Source organism: Musicola keenii, assembly GCF_014855505.1.
GTDB lineage: Bacteria > Pseudomonadota > Gammaproteobacteria > Enterobacterales > Enterobacteriaceae > Musicola > Musicola paradisiaca.
This window is the reverse complement of sequence record NZ_JAAWVW010000007.1, coordinates 211,283-225,260: the sequence shown is the minus strand read 5'-3', so window position 1 is coordinate 225,260 and position 13,978 is coordinate 211,283. Positions and strand designations below refer to the sequence as shown.

Annotated in this window: 8 protein-coding genes; 2 read left to right on the top strand and 6 right to left on the bottom strand. The window is 56.3% G+C overall.

Going from position 1 to position 13,978, the window contains the following annotated elements; genetic code table 11:
* Positions 1-275: 275 nt before the first annotated feature.
* On the bottom strand, positions 276-1,130 hold the full coding sequence (locus HEP82_RS10130) for an alpha/beta hydrolase (RefSeq protein ID WP_192457960.1): 855 nt from the start codon (positions 1,128-1,130) through the stop codon (positions 276-278).
* 73 nt (positions 1,131-1,203) lie between these two features.
* Positions 1,204-3,558 (bottom strand): TonB-dependent siderophore receptor, encoded by a 2,355-nt coding sequence (locus HEP82_RS10125; RefSeq protein WP_192457959.1) that lies wholly within the window; start codon positions 3,556-3,558, stop codon positions 1,204-1,206.
* 182 nt (positions 3,559-3,740) lie between these two features.
* Between HEP82_RS10125 and HEP82_RS10120 the strand changes: the two genes are divergently transcribed.
* Positions 3,741-4,742, top strand: a complete 1,002-nt coding sequence (locus HEP82_RS10120; protein ID WP_192457958.1) for a helix-turn-helix transcriptional regulator — start codon at positions 3,741-3,743, stop codon at positions 4,740-4,742.
* A 253-nt stretch (positions 4,743-4,995) separates the two neighbouring features.
* Positions 4,996-6,330 carry an MmgE/PrpD family protein gene (locus tag HEP82_RS10115; protein WP_192457998.1) on the top strand — a complete coding sequence of 445 codons (1,335 nt, stop codon included), beginning with the start codon at positions 4,996-4,998 and terminating at the stop codon, positions 6,328-6,330.
* A 40-nt stretch (positions 6,331-6,370) separates the two neighbouring features.
* Here HEP82_RS10115 and HEP82_RS10110 read toward each other — a convergent pair whose 3' ends face one another.
* From HEP82_RS10110 to aceE, 4 genes are all read right to left on the bottom strand, one after another.
* Entirely contained in the window at positions 6,371-7,552 is a 1,182-nt protein-coding gene (locus HEP82_RS10110; protein WP_192457997.1) for a dienelactone hydrolase family protein, read from the bottom strand.
* Positions 7,553-7,711: 159 nt separating this feature from the next.
* Positions 7,712-9,136, bottom strand: a complete 1,425-nt coding sequence (gene lpdA / locus HEP82_RS10105; RefSeq protein WP_192457957.1) for a dihydrolipoyl dehydrogenase — start codon at positions 9,134-9,136, stop codon at positions 7,712-7,714.
* A 213-nt stretch (positions 9,137-9,349) separates the two neighbouring features.
* Positions 9,350-11,221, bottom strand: coding sequence for a pyruvate dehydrogenase complex dihydrolipoyllysine-residue acetyltransferase (gene aceF / locus HEP82_RS10100; protein WP_192457956.1), 1,872 nt, complete (start codon positions 11,219-11,221; stop codon positions 9,350-9,352).
* Positions 11,222-11,234: 13 nt separating this feature from the next.
* Positions 11,235-13,898 carry a pyruvate dehydrogenase (acetyl-transferring), homodimeric type gene (gene aceE, locus HEP82_RS10095; RefSeq protein WP_192457955.1) on the bottom strand — a complete coding sequence of 888 codons (2,664 nt, stop codon included), beginning with the start codon at positions 13,896-13,898 and terminating at the stop codon, positions 11,235-11,237.
* Positions 13,899-13,978: the final 80 nt, after the last annotated feature.

The following is a 13,978-nucleotide window of genomic DNA, read 5'->3' as shown; positions in this document are numbered from 1 at the left end:
AATTCGTTTACATTAAAGCAACATTTATAAGCGGGCGCCATCACAGGTATTCCTGCGTTCAGGAGCATAAATCCGGGCGTCTCGACTCATGCCGGATCCAGTTGCAAAACCGGCACCAATGGCACGAAAAGCAACAAGATACCGTTTAGGCCAGCATAGCAGTTAGCAGCCACATCGACCACTGCGCCACCCACATAAACGGTAAGGTCTATGAAAGAAAAACCGAGGTGAATCGTCTGATGACGGCGGCATCGTTTCCCGACACCAGACACGTTTTATCGCTGCTGAAAGTGATGACGCAAGGCATGTAACAGCGCGGGAAACGACGCCGACATGTGCGATTGTTCCGCGTAAATACGCTGAGCCACCGTGAGCCGCGGAACCTTCAGATGCAGTTGTGCCGCCAATTCTCTAATGCCGTCCACCATGCGCCGCTGAGCGCGGTGCTGACGCAGCCACTGCTGCCGTTCCTCAGGAAGTCGCTGTAACTCCCATACTTCCAGCGATTGCTCATATTCACCGACGGATAACATCAGGCTGATTGACCGCGCCAACGGCTGTTCCTCCATGTGTGCAATAAACCTCTCGGCTTGCCGGGCCAGATAACCGCCGTTCCACCATACCGACGGGCTGGACGCATAAAAATGCTGAAAGCTGTCCGGCTGTTCAAACAGCGTATCCACAGTGAATAGCCCACCATAAGAGTGGCCGAATAAAGCCTGGCGTCGGCTGTCGATGCGATAGCGTTGGCGGATGACAGGCACGAGTTCTTCCAGCAAAAAATGACGAAAACCGGCGGCATTCCCCTCTGCACCGGGAGCACGAAGCCCACCCGAAGGATCGCGTTCCGGGATCAGGTGCGCCACCGACGGGCGGTAATCCCGATCACGCCGGGTCTGGCCGGGGTAATCCACCGCCACAATCACGCCCGGCGTCATGCCGCAACGCGGTTCACGCATCGCCGCCAACAGCGATACCGCCGTCGCAAAGTAACGTGCACCGTCCAGCAGGTACATCACCGGCCAGCCCGGTTCAGGCGCCGGATCGTCCGGCCAGGCAGTCAGCAAACGGTAGTGGCCGCAGGTTGCCGACGTAAAAGTCTCATCCTGGGTGTTGGCGAATAAGGTCATATCGACATGCTCACTGATAGCTCATGAATGACATCGGCCGGCATCAATAGGCCGGCCGTTTCATGGTTGATGGTTAGAAGTGGGTGTTAATACTCATATAGAAGGTTCGGCCCGGTTCATTGTAAGTCGCAGCCCCGGCACCGGCGATGGTGATGGCGCTGCAACTGCCGTTGGATGCTACCGTACAACCGGCCGATGCGTTACCACGGCGAAACTGGCGCTTGTCGAACAGGTTACTCACCCCGCCGGTTACGCTGACGTTCTTGTTGATGGTATAGGTGGCGCTGGTTCCCACTACTGCATACGGGCTGAGTTCATTCAGCTCGTCGCCCGAAGCGGCCATACCGCGATAGTTATATTTTTTCGGTTTCTGACGGCCGTACCAGGTCAACGTTGATTGCAACGACAGATCGTCCGTCGCCTGCCAGCTCAGCGTGGAATTCAGCGTGAACTCCGGCGTGACGGACAGAATATCGCCGGTACTCTTATTCTTCGAACGCAGCATGTAGGTAATGTTGTTGTTCCATTTCACACTCTCCGATACCGGTACGTTCAGCGTCCCCTCCACCCCTTCGACCACCGCACGGGGAATATTCTCCCAGCGGTAAACGTAGGTTTTGCCATCGGTGGTAGTCCCCACCGGCGTCAGCCCGGATTCGATCTTGTTGCGGTAATCGTTACGGAAGTAAGTCACCCCAGCCTGATAACCATGGCGTTTGAACTCCAGACCAATCTCCTTGTTGACGCTGGTTTCCGCTTTCAGATCCTCATTACCGATCAGATAACAGTTATTGCTGGCGCCATTGACCAGATAGCAACCCTGCCCCCGGCTGTAGAGCAGGTAGTTGGGGTTGACCTGGTACAGATTGGGCGCTTTATAAGCCTGGGCAATCCCCATTTTCAGGGTGAAATCATCCCCTAACCCTTGCGACAGGTTCAGCCCGGGGCTGACCTTGCTGCCCGCCAGCGAATGGTAGTCAAAGCGCAGCGCCGGCGTCAGCATGGTGCTTTGCGTCAGTTCGACATTGTCTTCGGCGAACATCGAGAAAGTATGAGCATTGATATCACCGCTGCGATTTTTGCTGCTATACCCCGCGATGGCCCCCGTGGACGAGATGTCATAAGAGGAAGAACTCGGATCTTTCATGCGTTGATCCGATGCCTCCACACCCAGTGTGACGGTCTGGTTGAAATAGGCGTCAAACGGAATATTCACTTCACTGTGAGCGGTCAGGGCATCCAGCTTGATGGTGGTGTAATCGTCGGCGGAGGAGAAGATCCCCTCGGTACCGCCCGCCAGCCCTTCGTTGATACGGGTGTTCTGAGTACGCTCGTATTGCAGATAAGACGTGGAGCTGACGCCGCTGTCCCAGAAACCACGGTGGGTCACGGCGTAGTTCTGCCGGTACATGCGGTTGGTTTCTTTCCCGTAGTTACTGCTCACATAGCTGTTGCTGTTAGTATTCTGGGTATCGCCGGCATAGATATTGCCCTGGCGGCTGCTCCCCATTTCAAACTCCAACGACTGTTGCCTGGTGATATCCCAGCGCAGCACGCCGTTGATATCTTTATTGCGCACCCCTTCGCGCCCGGCCGGCACCGAACTGGCATAACTACTGCCGGTACGCGCCGATTTATACGGCTCGTTGATATCGGCGGCATCCGCCTGCGTCTTGTTGAGGTTGCCGTACAGCCTCAGGCTCAGGCTATCGCTCAAGCCGCCGGACAGGCTGAAATCGGTACGCTTGGTAGCACCCTCCGCTTTGTGAACCGGGGCATTGAAGTAAGTATTCCAACTACCGTGCCACGCCTGGGTCGGCTGTTTGGTAATGATATTAATCACCCCGCCCATGGCGCCGGAGCCGTAGCGCGCCGCCGCCGGGCCGCGCAGCACTTCAATACGTTCCACCATGTCACTCGGCACCCAGTTGGTGTCGCCGCGGGTATCGCGTTCGCCCCGCCAGCCATAGCGCACGGCGTTGCGGCTGGATATCGGCTTACCATCTACCAAAATCAGGGTATTTTCCGGCCCCATGCCACGAATGTCGATTTGGCGGTTATTGCCGCGCTGCCCGCTGGTGGAGTTACCGGTCAGGTTTACTCCCGGCTGGGTACGGATGATCTCGGACAGATCGTTGGTGGGTGCGCGTCTGGCAATATCCTCAGAAGTCATCACCGAGACGCCCGGTGCCTGGCGCGTCTGCTCCGCCGCCGTCACCACCATCGTCTCGCCCTGCGTCTGGCCGGCATCGTTGGTCAATGCCGTATTAGAAGAAGCGGTGCTGGTTGGGGAGGTGCCGGCCGCAGTGTTATTGATCACTGTTGTCGCGGTGGTGTCTGTCGCTGCCGCCCAATTCAGGCTCGGGAAAGTCGCGCAACTTAGCCCGATCAGCGTCGCCAGAGAGTGGCGTAGTCGTAGTGTCATCATCAAAGTCGCCCTGTATCAATGAAAGCCAGCAGCCAAAGGTGCTACTGAGAAGTATTTGCATTACCATTAAGGCGCAATCATTGTTACATTTGTTTGCCGGGGCGGGGTTTGTATAAACCGCAAATTGCTTTGCGAAAGCGGCAAAATCGCCCGAAATCACCAGAGAGCATGAGGGGAAAGCCGTGCGTAATCCTGTTTCGACGTCAGCATCCATTTACAAGCATCAGATTATGCGGATGTCCAGCCTGATCGCTAATCACTACCACTTTCTCAGCCCTCAGGTGATTGATGATACACCGTTATTGTTCGGCCATTTCGATGTCACGCCGCTGCACCGCGATTTGATCCTGCACACCGCCGATGTCATCAACCTGCACAACATGCAAACCCAGACCACCTTGAACGGTGCGCTAAAACTGGCGGTGGTCGTCAACGGCAATGCGCATATCAGCTATGGCGAACAGCGTTTGCATCTGGGCAAACGCCACCCGGCCTTGCTGACGTCGCTGACCGAACCTACGTTATTTCGCCGCTATGGCAAACGCGACGACTACGAGCGTACCGTTTCGCTGACTTTCAGCCGTGAGTGGTTGTACGGCAACCTGATGGATAGCGTCGACGACTGGCGGGCCATTTATGACTTCACCCAAACCCACCTCGCCGTTCACCGCTGGATGCCGTCGCGTCAGGCGCTGGCCGCCGCCTGGCAACTCCTCAACGCCGGCCCTTGTCAAACGCCGTTGCAACGTCTGTATCTGGAAACTCAGTGCATGACATTGATTATTGAAGCGCTCGGTTCACTCGCCGAACAAGCCTTCATCGATAAGACAGCATCTGGCGTACCGCTGCACCACCGTCAACGGATGCAACAGGTGAAGGACATGCTGGAAAGCGGCGCCGCCGATCATCTTTCCATCGCCGATATCGCCAGCAGTGCCAACATGAGTGAAAGCTCACTACAGCGCCACTTCCGCCAAACCTTTGACATGACGGTATTTGAGTATCTGCGCAACTGCCGCCTGCAACGCGCCGTACTGGCGCTACAGCGGGAAGGCGTGGGGATCGCCCAGGCCGCCAGCCTCGCCGGTTACACCAGCCCGGCCAATTTCGCCACCGCCCTGCGGCGCGTTTATGGGCTGACACCGACGCAGCTAAAAAACGGCGTCTATACCCCCGATAATTAGAGCGGCAGCACAAACGCGATCACGCGAAACAATGCAATACGTTGTTCCTTCAGGGAGTAGGATCATCGCGCCCCCGCTGACGCAGCAACCCTGCACGTACCTCGGGAGCTTATAGCCGGGCGGGCAACACGTCGGCGACGTGAACGATGACGGATATGAGCGAGCGCAATGAAAAATCGCTAGGCTTTGCGCGTCATTCACGGCATTGTCTGTTATCACGTCCACTGTTGAACAACACCATACCGATATCGCCATGTCCGACTATTCCAGCATGACCACCCGATTGGCGCGTCTGATCGTCACCGCCCAGCCTGATACCATCGCTATTGACCTTGCCCGCAACGGGGTGACGGATTTTATTGCCTGTGCCTTGCCGGTCTGGCATGGCGTGGTGGCAGACAGCGGGCTGGCACCGCTGAAAGCGGTCTATCCAGGCAACGATAGCCAGACCCGCTGCCTGCTACTGGGTTATGCCGGTCACGCTCTGGACTTTGACGATTTCCATTCAGGATTCCGGGGGCACCCCGGCACGGTGATTCTGCCGGCGCTGCTGGCGCTGGCTGATGAGCACCCGGACATCACCGAAGACGCCTTTCTCAGCGCCTACGTTATCGGCGTCGAAACCGCCGGCCGGCTTGGGCTAGCCGCCGGGCCGCGCCATTACAGCCTTGGCTACCACAATACCGCCACGTTGGGGGCCATCGCCGCCGCTGCCGCAACCTGCCGCCTGATCGGCGCAACGGAGGAACAGACCGCCAACGCGCTGGGGTTGGCCGCCACTCAGGCTGCGGGTTTGCGGGCGCAATTCGGCTCCGCCATGAAACCGTTGCACGCCGGGCTCGCCGCCCGTGCTGGACTCGCCGCCACACAGTTGGCGCTGGCGGGATTTCATGGTAGCCACGATCGGGTGATAGATGCCTTTCTGGCGGCGCATGGTGAAGGGCAACAACGCCCCGACGCCCTGATGGCGCAATGGGGCACGCCCTGGCGTATCCGCTCTCCCGGACTCATCTTCAAGCGCTACCCCACTTGCGGCGGCACGCATAGCGCGGCGGAAGCGGCATTGATACTGCGGGAACAGTGGCTGCAATCTTCCGGTAAACCGATAGACGACCTGACTGCGGCAGCGGATCGCATCACCGTGACATTCCCGCCGGGCGGCGACGCTGCGCCCTTTATCCGGCGGGCTACGACCGGTGTTGAGGCGCGTTTCAGCCTCGAATACGTGATCGCCGCCGCGTTGCTGGAAGGTGAATTGCGGCTGGATCGTTTTGCTGAAGTGCCGGTTGAACCCTGGATTGCCGCGCTGGCGGACAAGGTCTCACGTCAGGAAGACCCGAGCGCCCCCCCGGATGAACTGAACCCGGATGCGCGTTTTCACGAGGTCACGCTATGGTTGAAAGATGATACATCGCTCACCGCCCGAGTCACCTGGCAGCAAACCTCGGCAACCGTCACCGATGTCGCGCACAAGCTGCGTCAGACTGTCAGTTTATTACCCGAGATTAACACCGAGGGTCTGCTCGGCTGGTGTCAATTACGGGTCGCAGGCGACTTACAAGCATTGACCCAGCTCTGGCGATCCTGAACGAGCGCCAGTGCTGGTCGACGCATTATAAAACAAAGGGTTAACGTGCTGGATGGGCTGGTGTCGCCAGCCAGCGATCCAGCCAGGCGAATACCGCATCCTGCTGTTCCTGATAAAACACATGCCCCAGTTCCGGCCAGATTTTCGTGACCAGCCGGTCATCTGCCTGCTGGGACAACCAGATACGGTGCATACGCGAGTAAGCGGCCTGCACTGCGCGAGCCGGGAACAACGAATCCTTGCCGCCATTGAAGAACAACATGGGTTTAGGCGCGGCGATACTCGCCACGTCGGGGAAATCCAGACGCGCTGATAACCCCGGATGGAGCATGTAAAACGCTGATTGACCACGTAGCACGTTGTTGCCCGGCACCATCAGGCCATCATAGGTTCCCATCCAGGCAATGGCGGCCGTCACCGCCGCTTTGTCAGACAGGGCCGCCAGTTGCCAGGCTCGATAGGCGCCCATCGAAAAACCGACGATACCGATTCTTTTAGGATCCACCTGCGGCAGCGAAGCCAGAAAATCCAGCGACCGCATATCTTCATAGGCCATCAATCCTGCCAGCGAACGACCGAGATTATAGAAATTGCTCGCCAGTGCCTGTTGCTGCTCATATTTCAACGGCCCGCGATCGCCCCACCCCAGCGCATCCACCGCTAGCACTACATAGCCCCGTTTCGCCAGTTCATCACCGACGAAACGACCGGTGAAAAACTTATCGGCCCAGGCTTTAGCGGAAGCCAAACGGGCGTCATCGCCCCATGGCTGAATCATTTTCTCTTTGCCAATATCGAACTTCGCACCATGGTCATGCAGCAGAATGATCGCCGGATGCGGCCCCGGTGAATTTGGCGTCAACAGCAACCCAGCCACCCGGCTTTCGTCCGTCAGATTAAACGCCACTTTCTCGGCCCGATACCCATCACGTTCCTGTTTATCCACCACCTGCGGCTCAAACGCCCGGTGGGTATCCGGCGTCAGCAGGCGTTCCCGCACTAACAGACGCGCCTGTCGACGCCATTGCTCAAAGGATTGTTGGTGCCCGGATAGCCAGGAATCGGGATAGGTCAGTTGCTGTTTTAATTCGGTATAGAAGACAGGCAAAGCCTCTTCGGTTATCGCTGCGGTTTGATAAGAAGCGTCGTTCGCCATGGATGCACCACTGCTCAGCCAAAACACTAACAGACCAAGCGTATGCCAGAGTCGGTTCCGTTTCATCATTGTCATTCCCAGAGTAAAACACGGTTTCATTATGGTGACGATGATTGTAAGTCAGGCGGTTCGGGGTGGCGAAAAAGGATGTGAATTCTGCGAGGAAGATAAAAAAATCCGGCAACTTGTGCCGGATTCAGTATCAACGAGGAAAGCGATATCTGATTATTTCTTCTTCGCTTTCGGGTTCGGCAGGTCGGTGATGCTGCCTTCGAAAACTTCAGCCGCCAGGCCAACGGATTCGTGCAATGTCGGGTGTGCGTGAATGGTCAGCGCAATGTCTTCCGCATCACAACCCATTTCGATCGCCAGACCGATTTCACCTAACAGTTCACCACCGTTGGTGCCGACAATCGCGCCGCCGATAACACGGTGCGTCTCTTTGTCGAAAATCAGCTTGGTCATACCGTCGGCGCAGTCAGAGGCAATTGCACGGCCGGACGCCGCCCACGGGAACACGGCGGTTTCATAGCTGATGCCTTTTTCCTTCGCTTCTTTCTCGGTCAAGCCAACCCATGCCACTTCCGGTTCGGTGTAGGCGATGGACGGGATCACTTTCGGGTCGAAGTAGTGTTTCTTACCGGCGATGACTTCGGCAGCCACATGGCCTTCGTGCACGCCTTTGTGCGCCAGCATCGGCTGACCGACGATATCGCCGATAGCATAGATATGGGGCACATTGGTGCGCATCTGCTTGTCAACACGGATAAAGCCGCGCTCGTCAACTTCCACTCCGGCCTGACCTGCGTCAATCAGCTTGCCGTTCGGCACACGGCCGATAGCCACCAGCACCGCGTCGTAACGCTGCGGCTCTGCCGGCGCTTTTTTGCCTTCCATGGAAACATAGATGCCGTCTTCTTTGGCTTCTACCGCCGTCACTTTGGTTTCCAGCATCAGGTTGAATTTCTTGCTGATGCGTTTGGTGAAGACTTTAACGATGTCTTTGTCGGCGGCAGGGATAACCTGATCGAACATTTCGACCACATCAATCTGGGAACCCAGCGCGTGGTATACGGTGCCCATTTCCAGACCGATGATACCGCCGCCCATTACCAGCAGACGCCCGGGAACGCTCTTCAGCTCCAGCGCATCGGTAGAATCCCATACGCGCGCGTCGTCATGCGGAATGAACGGCAATTGAATCGGACGAGAACCGGCCGCGATAATAGCATTGTCGAAGTTCACCGTGGTGCTGCCGTTTTCACCTTCGACGACCAGGGTGTTCGGGCCGGTGAATTTACCAAAACCGTTGACCACTTTGACTTTACGGCCTTTTGCCATACCAGCCAGACCACCGGTCAGTTGGGTAATGACTTTTTCTTTCCAAGTACGAATCTTGTCGATATCGGTCTGCGGTTCGCCAAATACGATGCCGTGTTCAGCCAGCGCTTTAGCTTCTTCGATAACTTTCGCAACGTGCAGCAGTGCTTTGGAAGGGATACAGCCTACATTCAGACATACGCCGCCCAGCGTGGAATAGCGTTCAACCAGCACGGTGTCCAGACCCAAGTCTGCACAACGGAACGCTGCGGAATAACCTGCAGGGCCCGCGCCAAGTACCACCACCTGAGCTTTAATTTCAGTACTCATCATGACCTCTTAATTAATTTCCGGCGGGTCTGTGACGTCATTATTGTGAGTCTTAACGCCCTCTTCCACCGGGACGTGTCTTTGCCGCGGTAGTTTACAAAATTGTTAACAATTTTGAAACAACAAGCGACTAACGATTTGTCCTTACTCACTGATAGCTGTAACAAATACCAGCTTATCAGAAAAAAGCCGGCCGTCAGGCCGGCTTTTCGATTACATCACCAGACGGCGAATGTCGGATAAGGTGTTGTTGATGATGGTAATGAAGCGAGCACCATCAGCACCGTCAATGACACGGTGGTCGAAGGACAGAGAGATCGGCATCATCAGACGCGGAACAAACTCTTTACCATTCCAGACCGGCTCCATAGCGGACTTGGACACACCCAGAATAGCCACTTCCGGCGCGTTGACGATCGGCGCGAAGTGAGTGGTGCCCAGGCCGCCGATGCTGGAGATGGTGAAACACCCACCCTGCATTTCGCCTGCGGTCAGCTTACCGTCACGGGCTTTCTTGGAGATCACCGTCAGTTCACGAGACAGCTCGACGATGCCTTTCTTGTTCACGTCTTTGAACACCGGAACCACCAGGCCATTCGGCGTATCCACCGCCACACCGATGTTGATGTATTTCTTCAGCGTCAGACGCTGAGCATCTTCAGACAACGAACTGTTGAAACGCGGCATCTGCTCAAGCGCAGCGGCAACGGCTTTCATGATGAACACCACCGGAGTGAACTTCACGTCCAGTTTGCGCTTCTCTGCTTCTGCGTTCTGCTGTTTGCGGAACGCTTCCAGATCGGTGATATCGGTTTTGTCGAAGTGCGTAACATGCGGGATCATCACCCAGTTACGGCTCAGGTTGGCACCAGAAATCTTCTGGATGCGGCCCAATTCCACTTCTTCCACTTCACCGAACTTGCTGAAGTCGACTTTCGGCCACGGCAGCAGACCCGGCAGAGAGCCGCCGGTCGCGCCCGCCGCCGGAGCGGATTCAGCGCGTTTCACGGCGTCTTTCACGTAAGCCTGTACGTCTTCACGCAGGATACGACCTTTACGACCCGTGCCTTTGACCTTCGCCAGGTTGACGCCGAATTCGCGCGCCAGACGGCGAATCACCGGGGTAGCGTGAACATAAGCATCGTTCTCGGCGAACTCGCCTTTGCTGTCAGCTTTCGCCGGAGCCGAAGCTGCGGCTGGCGCGCTAGCCGCCGGGGCAGCCGCGGCCGGGGCCGGAGCTGCGGTCGCCGCAGGCGCAGCGCCTGCCACTTCAAACACCATGATCAGCGAACCGGTTTTCACTTTGCTGCCGGTGCTGATTTTGATTTCCTTGACGGTGCCGGCAAACGGCGCCGGGACTTCCATGGAGGCCTTGTCGCCTTCCACGGTAATCAGCGACTGTTCGGCTGCCACTGTGTCACCGACTTTCACCAGCACTTCGGTCACTTCGACTTCATCGCCGCCGATATCCGGCACGTTGACGTCTTTAGCGCCGCCGCTGACTGCCGGAGCAGCAGCGGGAGCACTAACGGCCGCAGCAGGAGCAGCAGCAGGCGCGGCACCGGCGACTTCAAACACCATGATCAGCGTGCCGGTTTTCACCTTGCTGCCGGTGCTGACTTTGATTTCCTTAACGGTACCAGCGAACGGCGCCGGAACTTCCATAGAAGCCTTATCGCCTTCCACAGTGATCAGCGACTGCTCGGCCGCCACGGTGTCGCCGACTTTCACCAGCACTTCCGTCACTTCGACTTCATCACCGCCGATGTCAGGCACTTCAACGTCTTTCACGGCGCTGGCGGCAGCCGGGGCAGGCGCGGCGGCGACCGGAGCCGGTGCGGCAGCCGCCGCACCTTCTGCTTCAAATACCATAATCAGTTTGCCGGTCGCGACCTTGTCGCCCACCGCAATCTTGATCTCTTTCACCACGCCGGCCTGGGGAGACGGAACTTCCATCGACGCTTTGTCGCCTTCAACCGTAATCAGCGATTGCTCGGCTTCAACCTTATCACCCACTTTCACCAGCACTTCGGTGACTTCAACTTCATCTGCACCGATATCCGGTACGTTGATTTCGATAGCCATTACTCTTTCCCTCTTATGCTACGCGCGGGTTAACTTTTTCAGGGTTGATGTCGAATTTCTTGATGGCTTCAGCCACCACAGATTTTTCAACTTCACCGCGTTTAGCCAATTCGCCCAGTGCGGCAACCACCACGTAGGATGCGTCCACTTCAAAGTGGTGACGCAGGTTTTCACGGCTGTCGGAACGACCGAAGCCATCGGTACCCAGTACGCGATAATCGCTGGCCGGAACGTAAGTACGTACTTGTTCGGCAAACAGTTTCATATAGTCGGTAGACGCAACAGCCGGCGCGTCGCTCATCACCTGGGCGATGTACGGTACGCGCGGTGCTTCGGTCGGGTGCAGCATGTTCCAGCGTTCGCAATCCTGACCGTCGCGAGCCAATTCCGTGAAGGAAGTGACGCTGTACACGTCAGAGCCGATGCCGTAATCGTTGGCCAGAATCTGCGCGGCTTCACGTACATGACGCAGAATAGAGCCGGAACCCAGCAACTGAACCTTGCCTTTGCTGCCCGCTACGGTTTCCAGTTTGTAGATACCCTTACGGATACCCTCTTCCGCACCCTGCGGCATCGCCGGCATGTGGTAGTTTTCGTTCAGCGTAGTGATGTAGTAATAAACGTTTTCCTGCGCTTCACCGTACATACGCTCCAGACCGTTCTGCATGATCACGGCAACTTCATACGCAAATGCCGGATCGTAGGAGATACAGTTCGGGATAGTCAGAGACTGGATGTGGCTGTGACCATCTTCATGCTGCAGACCTTCGCCATTCAGCGTAGTACGACCGGAAGTCCCGCCGATCAGGAAGCCGCGCGCCTGTTGGTCGCCTGCCGCCCAGCACAGATCGCCGATACGCTGGAACCCGAACATGGAGTAGTAGATGTAGAACGGGATCATCGGCAGATTGTTGGTGCTGTAAGACGTTGCCGCAGCCAGCCAGGATGAGCCGGCGCCCAGTTCGTTGATGCCTTCCTGCAAAATCTGACCCTTCAGATCTTCTTTGTAGTAAGCCACCTGCTCACGATCCTGCGGGGTGTATTGCTGGCCGTTCGGGCTGTAGATACCGATCTGACGGAACAGACCTTCCATACCGAAAGTACGGGCCTCGTCCGCGATGATCGGCACCAGACGTTCTTTGATCGACGGGTTCTTCAACATCACGTTCAGTGCACGCACGAAAGCGATAGTGGTGGAGATTTCTTTATTCTGCTCTTCCAGCAGAGAACTGAAGTCTTCCAGCGTCGGCAGATCCAGTTTCTCGTCAAATCTCGGCTGACGGGACGGCAGATAGCCTTCCAGCGCCTGACGACGTTCATGCAGGTATTTGTACTCTTCGGAATCTTTATCGAAGGTAATGAACGGCAGTTTTTCAACGTCGGCATCCGCCACCGGCACATTGAAACGATCGCGGAAGTAACGCACGCCATCCATATTGATTTTCTTGACCTGGTGGGCAATGTTCTTGCCTTCCGCCGCATCACCCATCCCATAACCTTTGATGGTATGGGCCAGAATGACCACCGGCTTGCCTTTGGTCTCCTGCGCTTTTTTCAGGGCAGCGAAAACTTTCTTCGGATCATGGCCGCCACGGTTGAGCGACCAAATCTGGTCGTCGGTCCAGTCTTTAACCAGTGCCGCGGTTTCCGGATATTTACCGAAAAAGTGCTCACGCACATAAGCGCCGTTTTTGGACTTGAAGGTCTGATAATCGCCGTCAACGGTTTCGTTCATCAGTTGGATCAGTTTGCCGCTGGTATCGTTACGCAACAGTTCGTCCCAACGACCGCCCCAGATAACCTTGATCACTTCCCAGCCAGCGCCGCCGAAGATGCCTTCCAGCTCATTGATGATCTTGCCGTTACCCGTAACCGGGCCATCCAGACGCTGCAGGTTACAGTTGATGACGAACACCAGGTTGTCCAACTTCTCACGGGTCGCGATGGTGATGGCACCTTTGGATTCCGGCTCATCCATTTCACCGTCGCCCAGGAAGGCGTAAACGGTTTGTTTAGTCGTGTCTTTCAGACCACGATTGTTAAGATATTTCAGGAATTTGGCCTGATAAATCGCATTGATTGGGCCCAAACCCATGGACACGGTCGGGAACTGCCAGAACTCCGGCATCAGCTTCGGATGCGGGTAAGAAGAAAGGCCGTTGCCATGGACTTCCTGACGGAAGTTGTTCATCTGGTCTTCGGTTAAACGACCTTCCAGGAACGCACGGGCATAAACCCCAGGAGAAATATGCCCCTGGAAGAACACCAGATCACCGCCATCCTGCGCATTTCGCGCACGGAAGAAGTGGTTGAAACACACTTCATAGAAGGTTGCAGAAGACTGGAAGGACGCCATATGACCACCCAGCTCCAGATCTTTCTTGGACGCACGCAATACCGTCATTACTGCGTTCCAACGAATCGCGGAACGAATGCGGCTTTCCAGTTCAAGGTTACCCGGATAGGCGGGTTCGTCTTCTACCGCAATGGTGTTGATGTAGCTGCTGCCGACACCGCCCGCCGCAACTTTTACGCCACCTTTGCGTGCTTCGCTCAACACCTGATCGATCAGGTACTGCGCACGTTCAACACCCTCTTCACGGATAACCGATTCGATCGCCTGAAGCCAGTCGCGAGTTTCGATCGGATCCACGTCATTATTCAAACGTTCTGACATGGTTTGGTCCTTATCTGTTTCTAATCAGTTAATTGTCTGGAGCCTGTCTTTCTACGCTCTGTGTCTTGGCTGAAAACGCA

Bases quoted from the DNA above. Each gene is read 5' to 3' on its own strand.
- lpdA (WP_192457957.1), bottom strand. From the start codon at position 9,136: ATGAGTACTGAAATTAAAGCTCAGGTGGTGGTACTTGGCGCGGGCCCT.
- HEP82_RS10115 (WP_192457998.1), top strand. From the start codon at position 4,996: ATGTCCGACTATTCCAGCATGACCACCCGATTGGCGCGTCTGATCGTC.
- aceF (WP_192457956.1), bottom strand. From the start codon at position 11,221: ATGGCTATCGAAATCAACGTACCGGATATCGGTGCAGATGAAGTTGAA.
- aceE (WP_192457955.1), bottom strand. From the start codon at position 13,898: ATGTCAGAACGTTTGAATAATGACGTGGATCCGATCGAAACTCGCGAC.
- HEP82_RS10125 (WP_192457959.1), bottom strand. From the start codon at position 3,558: ATGATGACACTACGACTACGCCACTCTCTGGCGACGCTGATCGGGCTA.
- HEP82_RS10130 (WP_192457960.1), bottom strand. From the start codon at position 1,130: ATGACCTTATTCGCCAACACCCAGGATGAGACTTTTACGTCGGCAACC.
- HEP82_RS10110 (WP_192457997.1), bottom strand. From the start codon at position 7,552: ATGAAACGGAACCGACTCTGGCATACGCTTGGTCTGTTAGTGTTTTGG.